We start from the raw sequence: 15,751 nt of genomic DNA on the forward strand, positions 1-15,751 counted from the left end.
ATCCGCCCCGCACATCCCCTGACGACTCTGCTGGGAGCCGCATGAGCACCGTTGTGCTGTTGTCCACCGCCGATACGGATCTGCTCGCCGCCCGGGCGTCCGGCGCCCCGTACCGGATCGCCAACCCCAACCGGGTCGAGGTGGCCGCGGAACTGCCGGAGCTGCTCGCCGGTGCCGACGTCGCCGTCGTGCGGCTGCTCGGCGGGAAACGGGCCTGGGAGGACGGGCTCGCCGCGCTGCGGGCCTCCGGAATCCCGACCGTGCTGCTCGGCGGCGAGTCGGTGCCGGACGCCGAACTGATGGCCGACTCCAGCGTTCCGGCCGGGGTGGTCGCGGAGGCGCTGCGCTACCTGGTGGAGGGCGGCCCGGAGAACCTCGCGGAACTCGCCCGCTTCCTGTCGGACACGGTGCTGATGAGCGGGGAGGGCTTCGCTCCGCCGCACCGGATGCCGGAGTACGGACTGCGCGGTGCGCGGACGTACGACGACTCGCGCCCCACCGTCGGCGTGCTCTTCTACCGGGCGCACGAGCTGTCCGGGAACACCGCGTTCGTCGACGTGCTGTGCGAGGCGATCGAGGGCCAGGGGGCCAACGCGCTGCCGGTGTACTGCGGTTCGCTGCGCGGTGCGGACCAGGGTCTGTACGAGCTGCTGGCCCGCGCCGACACCCTGGTCACCACCGTGCTGGCGGCGGGCGGCACCCGTGCCTCCGACGCCTCCGCCGGGGGCGACGACGAGGCGTGGGACATCGGCGCGCTCGCGGAGCTGGACGTGCCGCTGATCCAGGGGCTGTGCCTTACCGGTTCGCGGGAGGCGTGGCAGGGCTCCGACGCCGCGCTGTCCCCCATGGACGCCGCGATGCAGGTGGCGATCCCGGAGTTCGACGGCCGGCTGATCTCCGTCCCGTTCTCCTTCAAGCAGGACGGCCCGGACGGGGTGCCGGTCTATGTCGCGGACCCGGAGCGGGCCCGGCGCGTCGCGGGCACCGCGGTGCGGCACGCCCGGCTGCGGCACACCCCGAACGCCGAGAAGCGGCTGGCGCTGGTCTTCACCGCCTACCCCACCAAGCACTCACGCGTCGGCAACGCCGTCGGCCTGGACACCCCCGCCTCCGCCGTGAAGCTGCTGGACGCGCTCAGCGGCGCCGGCTACGCGATCAGCGACTACCCGGACGGCGGTGACGAGCTGATCCACCGGCTGATCGCCGCGGGCGGCCACGACGTCGAGTGGCTGACGGAGGAACAGCTCGCCACGTCGACGGCGCGGGTGCCGCTGGCGGACTACCGCCGCTGGTTCGACACCCTGGATCCGGAGCTGCGCGCGAGCATGCTGGAGCACTGGGGGGAGCCGCCGGGCTCGCTCTACCTCGACGGCGAAGACATCGTGCTGGCCTCACTGCGGTTCGGCAACGCCGTGATCATGATCCAGCCGCCGCGCGGCTTCGGTGAGAACCCCATCGCCATCTACCACGACCCGGACATGCCGCCCTCGCATCACTACATGGCCGCCTACCGCTGGCTGGAAACCCCGGAGGCCGAGGGCGGTTTCGGCGCCGACGCGGTCGTGCACCTCGGCAAGCACGGCACGATGGAGTGGCTGCCCGGCAAGGGCCTGGGCCTCTCCGGCCGCTGTGCGCCCGACGCCGTGCTCGGCGACCTGCCGCTGGTGTACCCGTTCATCGTCAACGACCCCGGCGAGGGCACCCAGGCCAAGCGCCGGGGACACGCGACGGTCGTCGACCATCTGGTGCCGCCGATGGCGCGCGCCGACTCGTACGGCGAACTGGCCAAGCTCGAACAGCTGCTGGACGAGTACGCGCTGATCAGCGATCTCGACCCGGCAAAGGCACCGGCTGTGCGCAGCCAGATCTGGACCCTGGTGCGGGCCGCCGAGCTGCACCACGACCTGCATGTCGACGAGCAGCCGGACGAGGGCGAGTTCGACGACTTCGTGATGCATGTAGACGGCTGGCTTTGCGAGATCAAGGACGTCCAGATCCGGGACGGGCTGCACATCCTCGGCGGCGGCCCGGAGGGCGAGGCGCGGGTCAATCTGGCGCTGGCGGTGCTCCGTTCGGCGCAGGTGTGGGGCGGCGTGGGCGGAGCGCTGCCGGGGCTGCGGGCGGCGCTGGCGGCGCACTTCGGGCTCTCCGAGTCCGGGCTGCTCGCCGAGCCGGGCGCCAAGACCAAGGTGCCCGAGGCGCTGACCGCGCTGGCGCCGGGGCCCGCACGCACCGCCTCCGACGCGGTCGACCTGCTGGAGCGGCTCGCCCGCGAGCTGGCCGAGGCCATGGAGGCGCGCGGCTGGGCGGCCGAGGCGGTGGGCCCGGTGGCGGCGGGCGTGCTGGGGGCGGAAGTCCCGGACGCCCTGGCGGTGCTGGAGTTCGCAGCGCGGGAGGTCGTGCCGAGGCTGGCCCGGACGACGGACGAGATCGCCAATGTGCTGCACGCCCTCGACGGCGGCTATGTGCCCGCCGGGCCGTCCGGTTCGCCGACGCGCGGACTGGTGAACGTGCTGCCGACGGGCCGCAACTTCTACTCCGTCGACCCGAAGGCGATTCCCTCCCGGCTCTCCTGGGATGTGGGCAGCGCGCTGGCGGACTCCCTCGTCAAACGGCATCTGGACGACAACGGCAGCTATCCGCGCTCGGTCGGGCTGACGGTGTGGGGCACCTCCTGCATGCGCACCCAGGGCGACGACATCGCGGAGATTCTGGCGCTGCTGGGCTGCCGCCCCACCTGGGACGACGCCTCCCGCCGGGTCACCGGCTTCGAGATCGTGGACCAGGAGGAGCTGGGCCGTCCGCGCATCGATGTGACGGTACGGATCTCCGGCTTCTTCCGGGACGCCTTCCCTCATGTGGTGGGGCTGATCGATGACGCGGTGCGGGCGGTGGCGGAGCTGGACGAGCCCGCGGACGTCAACTTCATCCGCGCACACGCCGACGAGGACACCGCCGCGCACGGCGACCGCCGCCGGGCCACGGCCCGTGTCTTCGGCTCGAAGCCCGGCGCGTACGGCGCGGGGCTGCTCCCGCTGATCGACGCCCGCAACTGGCGCTCGGACGCCGATCTCGCCGAGGTGTACGCGGTGTGGGGCGGCTACGCCTACGGGCGCGGCCTGGACGGGCGGGCGGCGCGGGGCGACATGGAGACGGCGTTCCGGCGCATCCAGGTGGCGGCGAAGAACGTCGACACGCGCGAGCACGACATCGCCGACGCCGACGACTACTTCCAGTACCACGGCGGCATGGTCGCCATGGTGCGCCATCTGACCGGAAGCTCCCCCGAGGCGTACGTCGGGGACTCGGCCGTGCCGGATCACGTGAAGACGCGGACCCTGGGCGAGGAGACCCACCGGGTCTTCCGGGCGCGGGTGGTCAACCCGCGCTGGATGAGTGCGATGCGGCGGCACGGCTACAAGGGCGCCTTCGAGATGGCGGCGACCGTCGACTACCTCTTCGGCTACGACGCGACGGCCGGTGTCGTGGACGACTGGATGTATGAGCGGCTGGCGGCCGAATACGTCTTCGACCCCGAGAACAGCGACTTCATGCGGAAGTCCAACCCCTGGGCGCTGCGCGGCATCACGGAGCGGCTGCTGGAGGCCGCCGAGCGGGAGCTGTGGGAGGAGCCGGACCAGGAGACCCTGGACCGGCTCCGGCAGACCTACCTCGAACTGGAAGGCGACCTGGAGGGCGACCAGTGAGCACTCTCCACCCACCCCACGCAGCACCCCAGGAAGGGACCGCAGCATGAGCACGCCCTACCCGTTCACGGCGATCGTGGGCATGCAGGACCTGCGTCTCGGGCTCGCCCTCAACGCGGTGAACCCGGCGATCGGCGGCGTACTCGTACGCGGTGAGAAGGGCACCGCCAAGAGCACCGCCGTGCGGTCGCTGGCGGCGCTGCTGCCCAGCCTGCGCGTCGTCGCGGGCTGCCGCTTCTCCTGCGACCCGGACGCGCCGGATCCGCAGTGCCCCGACGGCCCGCACACCGACACGCCCGGCTCGGCGCGGCCCGCGCAGCTCGTCGAACTCCCCGTCGGCGCCTCCGAGGACCGGCTCATCGGCTCGCTGGACATCGAGCGCGCCCTCGCCGAGGGGGTGAAGGCCTTCGAACCCGGCCTGCTGGCGAAGGCGCACCGGGGCATCCTCTATGTCGACGAGGTCAACCTCCTTCAGGACTTCCTCATCGACGCCCTGCTCGACGCTGCCGCGATGGGCGCCTCCTACGTGGAACGCGAGGGCGTCTCCGTACGGCACGCCGCCCGCTTCCTGCTGGTCGGCACCATGAACCCGGAAGAGGGCGAGCTGCGGCCGCAGCTGCTGGACCGTTTCGGGCTGACCGTCGAAATCGCGGCCTCGCGGGAGACGGACGAGCGGGTCGAGGTCGTACGGCGCAGGCTCGCCTACGACGCGGACCCCGAGAGCTTCGCCGCGGGCTGGGCGGAGGACGAGCAGGCCCTGCGGCAGCGCATCGTCGCGGCTCGCGCGCTGCTGCCGCGGGTGCGGCTCGGCGACGCGGCGCTGCGCCAGATCGCGGCGACCTGTGCGGCGTTCGAGGTGGACGGCATGCGCGCGGACATCGTGATGGCCCGTACCGCGGCCACGCTCGCCGCCTGGGCGGACCGTACGGACGTGCTGGCGGAGGACGTACGGCAGGCCGCGCTGCTGGCGCTCCCCCACCGGCGGCGCCGCTCGCCCTTCGACGCACCCGGCCTGGACGAGGACAAGCTCGACGAGACCCTGCGGGAACAGGCCGGTCCGGACGACGAGCCGGACCCGGACGGGCCGGACAGCCCGGACGGCGGCGGTCCCGGCGGGCAGCCGCCGCAGGACGGCGGAGACGGCGGCAGCGGGCCGGAACCGGAGGGGGCACGGGACCAGGCGCCGGACCAGGCTCCTGGCAGCCCCGACGCCTCCGACCCCTCCGGGCCCTCCGAGGACCCCGCGCTCCCCGGCCCTCGCCCCGCCGGCCAGGAGCCGGACCCGGACCGCGACCCCGCCGACTCCCCGTCCGGCCACAGCCGTGAGAAAGCCCCCGCCCGCGCCTCCGAGCCCTTCCGTGCCCGCCCGCTGACCGTCCCCGGCATCGGCCAGGGCGCGGCGGGACGGCGCTCGCGCGCTCGTACCGCGCACGGGCGTACGGCCGGAGCGCGTACCCCGCGCGGCACGCTGGGCGCGCTCCATCTGGCCGCGACGGTCCGCGCCGCCGCGCCGTACCAGCGCACCCGTGGCCGCACCGGCCCCGGCCTGCTGCTGCGCCGGGACGATCTGCGGGAGGCGGTACGGGAGGGACGTGAGTCGAATCTGGTGCTCTTCCTCGTCGACGCCTCCGGCTCGATGGCGGCCCGGCAGCGGATGAGCGCGGTCAAGGGCGCCGTGCTCTCGCTCCTGCTGGACGCCTACCAGCGCCGCGACAAGATCGGCCTGGTCACCTTCCGCCGCGCGGACGCCGAGGTCGTGCTGCCGCCCACCTCGTCGGTCGAGGCCGCGGCAGCACGGCTGGAGACGCTGCCCACCGGTGGCCGCACCCCGCTGGCGGCCGGGCTCGTCAAGGCCCGCGAAGTACTGCGGATCGAACGCATGCGCGACCCATCCCGGCGCCCGCTGCTGGTCACGGTCACCGACGGGCGGGCCACAGGCGGCCCGGAACCGGTCGTACGGGCGCGGCGGGCCGCGCGGCTGCTGGCGGCGGAGGGCACGGCATCGGTCGTCGTCGACTGCGAGTCGGGGCCGGTACGGCTCGGGCTGGCCGGCGCGCTCGCCGGAGAGCTGGGCGGCGGCCCGGCCGTGACCTTGGACGAGCTCCGCGCGGACACCGTGTCCGCGCTGGTCAAGGACGTACGGAAGAGGGCCGCGTAGTGCCGAAGGGACAGCCGGAAGTCGTACCGGACGACGGGCTCACCACCCGTCAGCGCCGCAACCGGCCGCTGCTGGCGGTGCATACGGGAGTCGGCAAGGGCAAGTCGACGGCGGCCTTCGGGCTCGCGCTGCGGGCCTGGAACCAGGGGTGGCCCATCGGGGTGTTCCAGTTCGTGAAGTCGGCCAAGTGGAAGGTCGGCGAGGAGCGTGCGCTGCGGGTACTCGGCGACTCGGGCGAGGGCGGCTCCGTCGACTGGCACAAGATGGGCGAGGGCTGGTCCTGGATCCAGCGGGACGCCGAACTGAGCAGCGAGGACGCGGCCCGCGAAGGCTGGGAGCAGGTGAAGCGGGACTTGGCCGCGCAGACCTACCAGCTCTACGTACTCGACGAGTTCGCGTACCCGATGCACTGGGGCTGGGTGGACACCGACGAGGTGATCGAGGTGCTGCGCGCCCGCACCGGGACCCAGCATGTACTCATCACGGGCCGCAACGCGCCCGCCGAACTGATCGCCACCGCCGACCTGGTGACGGAGATGCACAAGGTCAAGCACCCGATGGACGCCGGTCAGAAGGGCCAGCGGGGCATCGAATGGTGAGTGTTCCACGGCTGGTGATCGCGGCACCCTCCTCGGGCAGCGGCAAGACGACGGTCGCCACCGGACTGATGGCCGCGTTCACCGCGCGCGGCACGGTGGTCTCGCCGCACAAGGTGGGACCGGACTACATCGACCCCGGCTACCACTCCCTGGCCACCGGCAGGCCCGGCCGCAACCTGGACGCGTACCTCTGCGGCCCGGAGCGGATCGTGCCGCTGTTCCTGCACGGGGCGGCCGGGGCCGATCTCGCCCTGGTCGAGGGCGTGATGGGCCTCTACGACGGCGCCAGCGGCGAGGGCGAACTGGCCTCCACCGCGCACACCGCCAAACTCCTGCGGGCACCGGTGGTACTGGTGGTGGACGCCTCCGCGCAAGCACGGTCGGTGGCGGCACTGGTGCACGGCTTCGCCTCCTGGGACCCGGAGGTCCGGGTCTCCGGAGTGATCCTCAACAAGGTCGGCTCCGACCGCCACGAAGCGGTGCTGCGCGAGGCGCTGGACGGAGCCGGAGTCCCGGTGCTGGGCGCCCTGCGGCGCGCGGGGACCCTGCACGTCCCCAGCCGCCACCTCGGCCTGATCCCGGCGGCCGAACGCCACGCCGAAGCTCTGGCCATGGTCGCGGCCCTGGGCGAACACGTACGCCTCGGCTGCGACCTGCACGCCCTGCACGCTCTGGCCCGCAGCGCCCCACGTCTCGACGCCGCGGCCTGGAACCCCTCCGACGCACTCCCGCCCACCACGCCGAGCCCCCGCCCGCACCTCCGCGGCGCCCCAGCACCCCCCGCCACAGGCGGGCGTGGCAGCCCGACCCGGAGCGTAGCCCCGGCGCCCGGCAGCGGGCTCACGGCAGCCCGCCCCACCACAGGCCCGGACACCGCCCCGACGCGGGGCGAGAGCCCGACCCACCACGCGGGGGACGCCAGCCCGGCGCGGGGCGCAGCCGCGGCGCGCGGGGGCCGGGACTGCGTCCCCAGCTCCACCGCAGCACCGGGCGAAGCCCCTGCGCACGGCAGCGGGGCCTGGGGCGAAGCCCCGGATTCGGCAAGGGGCGGGACTGGGGAAACCCACCCCGCCGCAGGCGCGGAGGCCAGCACGGCGCGGGGGCGCGGGGTCCGGGGTGAAGCCCCGGTTTCGGGAAGGGGCGGGACTGGGGAGAGCCGCCCCGTCGTGGCCGTCGCCGGCGGCCCCGCCTTCACCTTCACCTACGCCGAGCACGCCGAACTGCTCCGCGCCGCCGGCGCCCACGTCGTCCCCTTCGACCCGCTGCACGACGAGGCCCTCCCCCCGAACACCCGCGGCATCGTCCTCGGCGGCGGCTTCCCGGAGATGCACGCACCGCAGCTCGCCGCCAACGCTCCCCTGCGCGCGGCCGTTGCCGCTTTCGGCGGCCCCATCGCCGCCGAGTGCGCCGGGCTGCTGTACCTGGCGCGGGAGTTGGACGGCGTGCCGATGTGCGGCGTGCTGGACGCGTCTGCGCGGATGACGGGCCGGCTCACTCTCGGCTACCGCGAGGCTGTCGCGCTGGAGGACAGCGTGCTGGCCACGGCGGGCACCAGGGTGCGCGGTCACGAGTTCCATCGCACCGTGCTGGAACCGCACGCGGGCGACGGAACGGGCTCCGCCCCCGCTTGGGGCTTGGTCCGGCCGGAGCGCCGTATGGAGGGTTTCGTGCAGGGCGAGGTGCATGCCTCGTATCTGCATCTGCACTGGGCTGCCGCACCGGAGTTGGCCCGCCGGTTCACAGAGAGGTGTGCGGCATGAGCAGCCGTGAGCGAGAGGCCCGGCTGACCGGGGTCGGGGTGGGTCCGGGTGATCCGGAGTTGGTCACTGTGAAGGGGGTGGGGGCGCTGCGCGCCGCCGCTGTGGTGGTCGTACCGGTGATGGAGGACGCCGGGGTCGGGCGCGCGGAGGCGACGGTGCTGCATTATGTCGATTCTGCGAAGATTGTCCGTGTTGTCTTCGCGTTGAACGAGCGCACGGACCGTTCGCGCCGGGAGGCGGCCTGGGACGCGGCGGGTGAGCGGGTGGCCGAACTGCTGCGCACGCACGGTTCGGTGGCTTTCGCCACGATCGGCGATCCGAACGTGTACTCCACATTCAGTTATCTGGCGCAGACGGTCGGCGCGCTGGTGGAGGGGCTCGCCGTGGAGACGGTCCCCGGTATCACCGCGATGCAGGACTTGGCGGCGCGCAGCGGGGCTGTACTGACGGAGGGCACGGAGCCATTGACTCTGGTGCCTGTCACCGCCGGCTCGGCGGTGCTCAAGGATGCGCTGGAGGGGCCGGGCACGGTGGTCGCGTACAAGTTCGGTCGGCGTGCGGCCGAGGTCGCCGGGGCGCTGCGGGCGACGGGCCGCGCCGAGGGTGCGGTCTGGGGTTCGGCGCTGGGGCTGCCGGAGGAGTCGATCCGCCCGGCCGCCGCGCTGGGTGACGAGCCGTTGCCGTATCTGTCCACCCTGATCGCCCCCGCCCGCCGCGACTCCCGTGGAGGAAAGCTGTGAACGCCGAGACCACCACCGCACGAGCCGTTCAGGCGCAGGCGAAGGCAAAGGTGACCATCGTGGGTGCCGGGCCTGGTGCCGCCGATCTGCTGACGTACCGGGCCGGGCGGGCCATCGCCGAGGCGGACGTGGTGATCTGGGCCGCGAGCCTGGTGCAGGGGGAGGTGCTGGAGCACGCGCGGGCGGACGCGGAGATCCTGGATTCGGCGCCGATGTCGCTGGAGGACGTCATGGCCGTGTACGCGCGTGCTGTGCGCGAGGGGCTGCGGGTCGCCCGTGTCCACTCGGGTGATCCGGCGCTGTGGGGCGGCACTCAGGAGCAGGTGGACCGCTGTGCGGAGCTGGGCATCGAGGTGGAGATCGTGCCCGGGGTGTCTGCCTTTTCAGCGGTCGCGGCGCTGGTGGGGCGGGAGTTGACGGTGCCGGAGGTGGCGCAGTCGGTGATCCTGACCCGGCTGGGCGGGGGTAAGACGCCGATGCCGCCTGGTGAGGAGGTGCGCGAGTTCGCCCGGCATGGGACGACGATGGCGCTCTTCTTGTCCGCCGCGCGTTCGGGGCAGCTGGCCGTGGAGCTGCTGGAGGGCGGGTATCCGACGGAGACGCCTGTCGTCGTCGCGTACCAGGCGACGTGGCCGGAGGAGCTGATCGTGCACTGCACGGTCGGCACGCTGGAGGAGACGGTCAAGGAGCACAAGCTCTGGAAGCACACGCTCTTCCTGGTGGGCCCGGCACTGTCCGCGTCGGGGACGCGCTCGCATCTGTACCACCCGGGTCACTTCCATGGTTTCCGCCGTGCGGATCCGGCGGCCCGGCGCGTGCTGCGGGCGCAGGATTCGCGGCAGGCGAGCCGATGAGCGAAGGCGGCGCCCTGATCTCCGTCCTCGGCACCGGCACCGGCACCGGCACCGCCACCGGCCCGCCCGCCCGCTCCGCGCTGTACGGGGCGACGCTGGTGGCGGGTGCGCGGCGGCATCTGGAGGCCGCCGGCGTGCCGCCGGACGCCGAGCGGCTGGTGCTGGGCCCGCTGGCCCCGGCGCTGGAGACCATCGCCGCCCACCTCGCCGCCCCCCTGGGGATGCCCGCAGACACGCCCGCCTCCGCTGCCCGCCGCCGGGTCGTCGTCCTGGCGTCCGGCGATCCGGGGTTTTTCGGGATCGTGCGGGCGCTCGCAGCCCGGTTCGGGCCGGAGGCACTGTCGGTGGAGCCGTCGGCGCCGTCCGTCGCTGTGGCGTTCGCGCGCGTCGGGCTGCCCTGGGACGACGCCGTGGTGGTGAGTGCGCACGGCCGTGACGCGCGTACCGCCGTCAACGTCTGCCGTGCGCACCCGAAGACAGCGGTCCTCACCGGGCCCGGTGCGGGGCCGGCGGAGCTGGGCGCCGCGCTGGCGCGGTCCGGCCTCACGCGCACTCTGGTGGTGGCGGCGGCGCTCGGCTCGGCGGAGGAGAGTGTGCGGCGGCTGACGCCCGTCGAGGCGGCGGAAGCGGACTGGCCGGAGCCGGTCAGCGTGGTCCTCTGCCTCGACGAGTCGCGCGCCGTCGCACCCGCCCGGCGCACGGTCGCCGGGCCGCCTGGGCCGGCCGGGCCCACGGGCTCCCCGGGGTGGGCGCTTCCCGACGAGGAGTTCGCCCACCGCGATTCGATGCTCACGAAGTACGAGGTACGTGCCCTGGCGCTGGCCCGGCTCGGGCCGCGTACGGGTGATCTGGTGTGGGACGTGGGCGCCGGTTCCGGTTCGGTCGGCGTCGAGTGTGCCCGGCTGGGCGCGGCGGTCGTCGCGGTGGAGAAGACCGGCGAGGGTGCCGCCCGCGTGCGGGCGAACGCCGCCGCGCACGGCGTCGACATCCAGGTTGTACACGGCACGGCCCCCGCCGCACTGGACGGACTGCCGGAGCCCGACTCCGTGTTCGTCGGAGGCGGCGGCCGGGACCTGCCTGCCCTGGTCACCGACTGCGCCCGCCGCGCGCGCCGCCGCGTGGTGGTGACTCTCGCCGCGCTGGACCGGGTGCCCGCCGTACGGGCGGCGCTGTCCGACGAGGGCTTCGCCACCGACGGGGTCCTCCTCCAGTCGGCACGCCTGGCGCCGCTGCCGGGCGAGGTCACCCGGCTGGCCGCGATCAACCCGGTGTTCGTGCTGTGGGGCACACGCCCCTCCTCCGACTCCGCCTCCGACTCCCTTCTCCAAGGAGCCCTCTCTTGACTGGATTGACCGGAGACACCGGATCGATCGGACTCGTCTCCGCCACCGCCGCCGGTGCGCTCGCCCGTGACCGGCTGGCCACGGTGTGGCCGGGCGAGGCGAGGGTGTACGAGGGGCCGACCGTGCGCGAGGCCGTCACCCGTGCCTTCCGCGAGTGCGACCAGCTGGTGTGCTTCCTCGCGACGGGCGCGACCGTACGGCTGCTCGCTCCGCTGCTGTCCGCCAAGTCGACCGATCCGGGGGTGGTCTGCGTCGACGAGGCGCAACGGCACGCGGTGGCGCTGCTGGGCGGCCACGGCGGGGGCGCGAACGCGCTGGCACAGGCGGTGGCCGACGCGCTGCCGGGCTGTGCTCCGGTGGTCACCACGGCGACGGACGCCGTCGGCATTCCCGGTCTGGACACGCTGGGCTGGCCCGTCGAGGGCGCCGTCGCCGCCGTCTCCCGTGCCCTGCTGGACGGTGACACGGTCCTGCTGCGGGCCGACGCGCAGTGGCCGCTTCCGGCCCTGCCGCCCCATGTGGTTGCCGTCGGCCCGGACGGTTCCGGCGGCCCGGACGCCTCCGGCGCGCCCGTACTCCGGGTCACCGACAGGGTCGTGCCCTCGGATGCCGAAGAGGCGGTGCTGCGCCCGCCGTCGCTGACGGTCGGTGTCGGTGCGAGCCGGGGTGTCCCGGCCGAGGAGGTGCTCGAACTCGTGGCGCTGGCCCTGGCGGACGCGGGGCTCGCCGCGGCCTCCGTCACCGAGCTGGCGACGGTCGACGCCAAGGCCGCCGAGCCGGGGCTGCTGGCGGCGGCCGAGCGGCTCGGGCTCCCGCTGCGCACCTATCCGGCAGAGGTTCTCGCCGCCGTCGAGGTGCCGAATCCCTCCGAGGCGCCGCGTGCGGCCGTCGGTACGCCCTCGGTGGCCGAGGCCGCCGCCCTGCGCGCCGCCACCCCGCCGGGCCCGGCGCCGGACGGCACCACGCCGGACGGCACCGCCGCACACGACGCGGCTTGGGACCGCACCGCCGCGCTGCTCGTCCCCAAGCGGAAGTCCGCCCCCGCAGGCCGCGCCGCCATGGCGACCGTGGCCGTGGCCAGGCGCGCAGGGCGCGGGCGGCTCGCGGTTGTCGGTCTCGGCCCGGGAGCCCGCGACCTGCTCACCCCGCGGGCGCGCGCCGAGCTGCGCCGTGCCTCCGTACTCGTCGGCCTCGACCAGTACGTGGACCAGATCCGCGATCTGCTCCGCCCCGGCACCAAGGTGCTGGAGTCGGGCCTCGGCGCCGAGGAGGAGCGGGCGCGCACCGCCGTCTCTGAAGCGCGTGCGGGCCACGCGGTGGCGCTGATCGGCAGCGGTGACGCGGGGGTGTACGCGATGGCCTCGCCCGCGCTGGCCGAGGCGAGTGCGGACATCGACGTCGTCGGGGTGCCGGGCGTGACCGCCGCGCTGGCCGCCGCCGCGGTGCTGGGCGCGCCGCTCGGCCACGACCATGTCTCCGTCAGTCTCTCGGATCTGCACACCCCGTGGGAGGTCATCGAGCGGCGGGTCCGCGCGGTCGCCGAGTCCGATCTCGTGGTGACCTTCTACAACCCCCGCTCCCGTGGCCGGGACTGGCAGCTCCCCCGTGCGCTCGCCATGCTCGCGGAGCACCGCGCCCCGGCCACACCGGTGGGGGTGGTGCGCAATGCCAGCCGTCCGGACGAGAGCGTCACGGTCAGCACGCTGGCCGGGCTCGACCCGGCCGTCGTCGACATGATGACGGTCGTCACCGTGGGCAACACGGCGACCCGTACCGTCGCGGGCCGGATGGTGACTCCGCGCGGCTACCGGTGGCAGGCGACCGGTGCCCGCGGTGACGGCCTCGGCGATGCCCGCTCCGACGTCGGCTCCGCCGGAGGTGACCGGTGATCCGCCGCACCGTCCATCCCATCGAGCAGGAGTCCTACCGCATCCTGCGCTCCCGGATCGACACCTCGGCCCTGCCGCCCCTGACGCGGGCCGTCCTCGAGCGGGTGATCCACTCCAGCGCCGACCTCGGCTACGCAACCGACCTGGTCATCGACGAGAGCGCCCTGCGGGCCGCGCACGACGCGCTGCACCGTGGCGGCGCGAGCGTGGTCACCGACGTCGAGATGGTCGCGTCCGGGATCACCCGCCGCCCGACCGTGTGCAGGCTGGCGGACGCCACGGCTGCTCCCGGGCTGACGCGCAGCGCCCACGCCGTCCGGCTCGCCTTCGAGCAGGTGGGTCCAGGCGCGGTCTGGGTGATCGGCTGCGCGCCCACGGCGCTTTACGAACTCATCGGTCTGCACGCGTCCCCGGCTCTGGTCATCGGCCTGCCGGTGGGCTTCGTCGGCGCGGCCGAGAGCAAGGCGGCGCTGCGCGAGAGCGGGCTGCCCGCGGTCAGCAACATCTCGGAGAAGGGCGGTTCGGCCGTGGCCGCCGCCGCTCTCAACGCCCTGCTCTACACGGACGGCACCCACGAGGCGCCGCCCGCCAGCATCCCCACCGCCCGACCCCGAACCACCAGGGAGAACCCGTGACCACCCCGCCCGCACTCCTCCTCGTCGGCCACGGCACGCGTGACGACGCGGGAGCCGACGCCTTCCGCTCCTTCGTCGCCGATCTGGGCAAGCGGAACCCGGAGCTCGCCGTCGCGGGCGGCTTCATCGAGCTCTCGCCGCCGCCGCTCGCCGACGCGGTCGCCGAACTCGTCGCGGCCGGGGTCAGCCGCGTCGCGGCCGTACCGCTGATGCTGGTCTCCGCCGGGCATGCGAAGGGCGACATCCCGGCCGCCCTCGCCCGCGAGAAGCAGCGCCACTCCGGCCTCTCGTACACCTACGGTCGCCCCCTCGGCCCGCATCCCGCGCTGCTGAGCGTGCTGGAACGGCGGCTGGACGAGGCGCTGGGCGAAACCCGGCGTACGCCCGCCGACCGTGCCGACACCATGGTGCTGCTGGTGGGGCGCGGCTCCACCGACCCGGACGCGAACGCCGAGGTGTACAAGGCGGCACGGCTGCTGTGGGAGGGCCGGGGCTACGCGGGGGTGGAGACGGCGTTCGTCTCGCTCGCGGCGCCCGACGTCCCCGCTGGGCTCGACCGCTGCCGCACCCTGGGGGCGCGCCGCGTCGTGGTGCTGCCCTACTTCCTCTTCACCGGCATCCTCCCGGAGCGGGTGCGGCAGCAGACGGCGGGCTGGGCGGCGGCGAATCCGGAGACGGAGGTCGTGTCGGCCGATGTCCTCGGGCCCACCGACGAGTTGGCGGATCTGGTGCTGGAGCGCTACCGCGAGGCGGTCGGCGGCGATCTGCGGATGAACTGCGACTCCTGTGTCTACCGGATAGCGCTGCCCGGCTTCGAGGACAAGGTGGGCCTCCCCCAGCAGCCGCACTACCACCCGGACGACGACGGCGACGGGCACAGCCACAGCCACGGCCATGGGCACGGGCACGGGCACGGGCATGTCCACGCAGGGTGAACCGGGCGAGCCGGGCGAGCCGGATCTGCGGCACCACGGAGACGCCGAACTGCGGGACGCCGGCGCCTCGCTGACGGACCTCGCCGTCAACGTCCGCGCCGGCACGCCCCCGCCCTGGCTCAGGTCCCGCATCGCCGCCTCGCTGGAGGGTCTGGCCGCCTACCCGGACGGGCGGGCCGCGCGGCGCGCGGTCGCGGCCCGCCACGGGCTGCCCGAGGAGTGCGTGCTGCTCACCTCGGGTGCCGCCGAGGCGTTCGTCCTGCTGGCCCGCGCTCTGCCCGCCGCCGAGGCGGCCGTGGTGCACCCGCAGTTCACCGAGCCCGAGGCGGCACTGCGGGCGGCGGGCCGTACGGTGCGGCGCGTTCTGCTGTCCGAGCGGGACGGCTTCCGCCTCACGCCCTCTCCGCGTCAGGCGGGGTTCGCCACGGCCGATCTGGTGGTGGTGGGGAATCCGACGAACCCGACCTCGGTGCTCCACCCGGCCGGGGCGCTGGCCTCGCTGGCGCGGGCGGGCCGCACCCTGGTCGTCGACGAGGCATTCATGGACGCGGTGCCGGACGAACGTGAGTCCCTGGCGGCGCGGGTCGCGGGCGGGCTGCCGGGGCGGCTCGTCGTGCTGCGCAGCCTCACCAAGACCTGGGGACTGGCGGGCCTGCGGATCGGCTACGCACTGTCCGACCCGGAGACTATTGCCGCGCTCGCCCGCCATCAGCCGCTGTGGCCGGTCTCCAGTCCCGCCCTGGCCGCCGCGGAGGCGTGCTGCGAGCCCGCGGCGCTCGCCGAGGCGGAACAAGCCGCCAAGGAGGGCGCCGCCGACCGCGCGTACCTGTTGGACCAGTTGTCCCGCCGCACCGCCCTGCGGGCGGCGGGACAGCCGGAGGCGCCCTTCGTCCTGGTACGGCACCCGCGCGCGGCTTGGCTGCGGGCCCGTATGCGGGAGCGGGGCTTCGCCCTCCGGCGGGGCGACACCTTCCCCGGTCTGGGGCCCGAGTGGCTGCGGCTGGCGGTGAGGGACCGGGAGACGACCGACCGGCTGGTGCAAGCGCTGTCGGCGGCCGGGGCGGGAAGCTGATCTTCGTCGGTCGACGCTTCGGACACGGTCCGGCGGCGAAGGTGTCCGTATCGTCGACC

The 15,751-nt window shown here is 74.3% G+C and carries 11 protein-coding genes; all 11 read left to right on the plus strand.

What is annotated here, in order from left to right; genetic code table 11:
• The first annotated feature begins 41 nt into the window (after positions 1-41).
• Genes cobN through cobC form a run of 11 tightly spaced genes read left to right on the plus strand, consistent with a single transcriptional unit; the run spans position 42 to position 15,692 of the window.
• Entirely contained in the window at positions 42-3,707 is a 3,666-nt protein-coding gene (gene cobN / locus LHJ74_RS28480) for a cobaltochelatase subunit CobN (RefSeq protein WP_260221086.1), read from the plus strand.
• Positions 3,708-3,753: 46 nt separating this feature from the next.
• Positions 3,754-5,865, plus strand: a complete 2,112-nt coding sequence (locus tag LHJ74_RS28485; RefSeq protein WP_260221087.1) for a putative cobaltochelatase — start codon at positions 3,754-3,756, stop codon at positions 5,863-5,865.
• Positions 5,865-6,464 carry a cob(I)yrinic acid a,c-diamide adenosyltransferase gene (cobO, locus tag LHJ74_RS28490; protein ID WP_260221088.1) on the plus strand — a complete coding sequence of 200 codons (600 nt, stop codon included), beginning with the start codon at positions 5,865-5,867 and terminating at the stop codon, positions 6,462-6,464. Before LHJ74_RS28485 ends, cobO begins: the two co-directional genes overlap by 1 nt.
• A complete protein-coding gene (locus tag LHJ74_RS28495) occupies positions 6,458-8,224 on the plus strand; it encodes a cobyrinic acid a,c-diamide synthase CobB (RefSeq protein WP_260221089.1) in 1,767 nt (588 codons plus the stop codon). The genes cobO and LHJ74_RS28495 overlap by 7 nt, the downstream gene beginning before the upstream one ends.
• A complete protein-coding gene (cobI, locus tag LHJ74_RS28500) occupies positions 8,221-8,964 on the plus strand; it encodes a precorrin-2 C(20)-methyltransferase (RefSeq protein ID WP_260221090.1) in 744 nt (247 codons plus the stop codon). The genes LHJ74_RS28495 and cobI overlap by 4 nt, the downstream gene beginning before the upstream one ends.
• Entirely contained in the window at positions 8,961-9,818 is an 858-nt protein-coding gene (cobM, locus tag LHJ74_RS28505) for a precorrin-4 C(11)-methyltransferase (protein ID WP_260221091.1), read from the plus strand. The genes cobI and cobM overlap by 4 nt, the downstream gene beginning before the upstream one ends.
• Positions 9,819-9,832: 14 nt before the next feature.
• Complete coding sequence (cbiE, locus tag LHJ74_RS28510) at positions 9,833-11,161, plus strand: precorrin-6y C5,15-methyltransferase (decarboxylating) subunit CbiE (protein ID WP_260221200.1); 1,329 nt, start codon at positions 9,833-9,835, stop codon at positions 11,159-11,161.
• Positions 11,158-13,050 (plus strand): precorrin-3B C(17)-methyltransferase, encoded by a 1,893-nt coding sequence (gene cobJ, locus LHJ74_RS28515; RefSeq protein ID WP_260221092.1) that lies wholly within the window; start codon positions 11,158-11,160, stop codon positions 13,048-13,050. The genes cbiE and cobJ overlap by 4 nt, the downstream gene beginning before the upstream one ends.
• Positions 13,050-13,685, plus strand: a complete 636-nt coding sequence (locus LHJ74_RS28520) for a precorrin-8X methylmutase (protein ID WP_260221201.1) — start codon at positions 13,050-13,052, stop codon at positions 13,683-13,685. Before cobJ ends, LHJ74_RS28520 begins: the two co-directional genes overlap by 1 nt.
• Positions 13,682-14,620: a sirohydrochlorin chelatase gene (locus LHJ74_RS28525; RefSeq protein WP_260221093.1), complete on the plus strand. Its 939-nt coding sequence runs from the start codon at positions 13,682-13,684 to the stop codon at positions 14,618-14,620. Before LHJ74_RS28520 ends, LHJ74_RS28525 begins: the two co-directional genes overlap by 4 nt.
• Positions 14,580-15,692 (plus strand): Rv2231c family histidinol phosphate aminotransferase CobC, encoded by a 1,113-nt coding sequence (cobC, locus tag LHJ74_RS28530; protein WP_375546857.1) that lies wholly within the window; start codon positions 14,580-14,582, stop codon positions 15,690-15,692. Before LHJ74_RS28525 ends, cobC begins: the two co-directional genes overlap by 41 nt.
• The last annotated feature ends 59 nt before the right edge of the window (positions 15,693-15,751 follow it).

The sequence above is a fragment of the Streptomyces gossypii genome (genome assembly GCF_025165795.1).
Classification (GTDB): Bacteria; Actinomycetota; Actinomycetes; order Streptomycetales; family Streptomycetaceae; genus Streptomyces; species Streptomyces gossypii.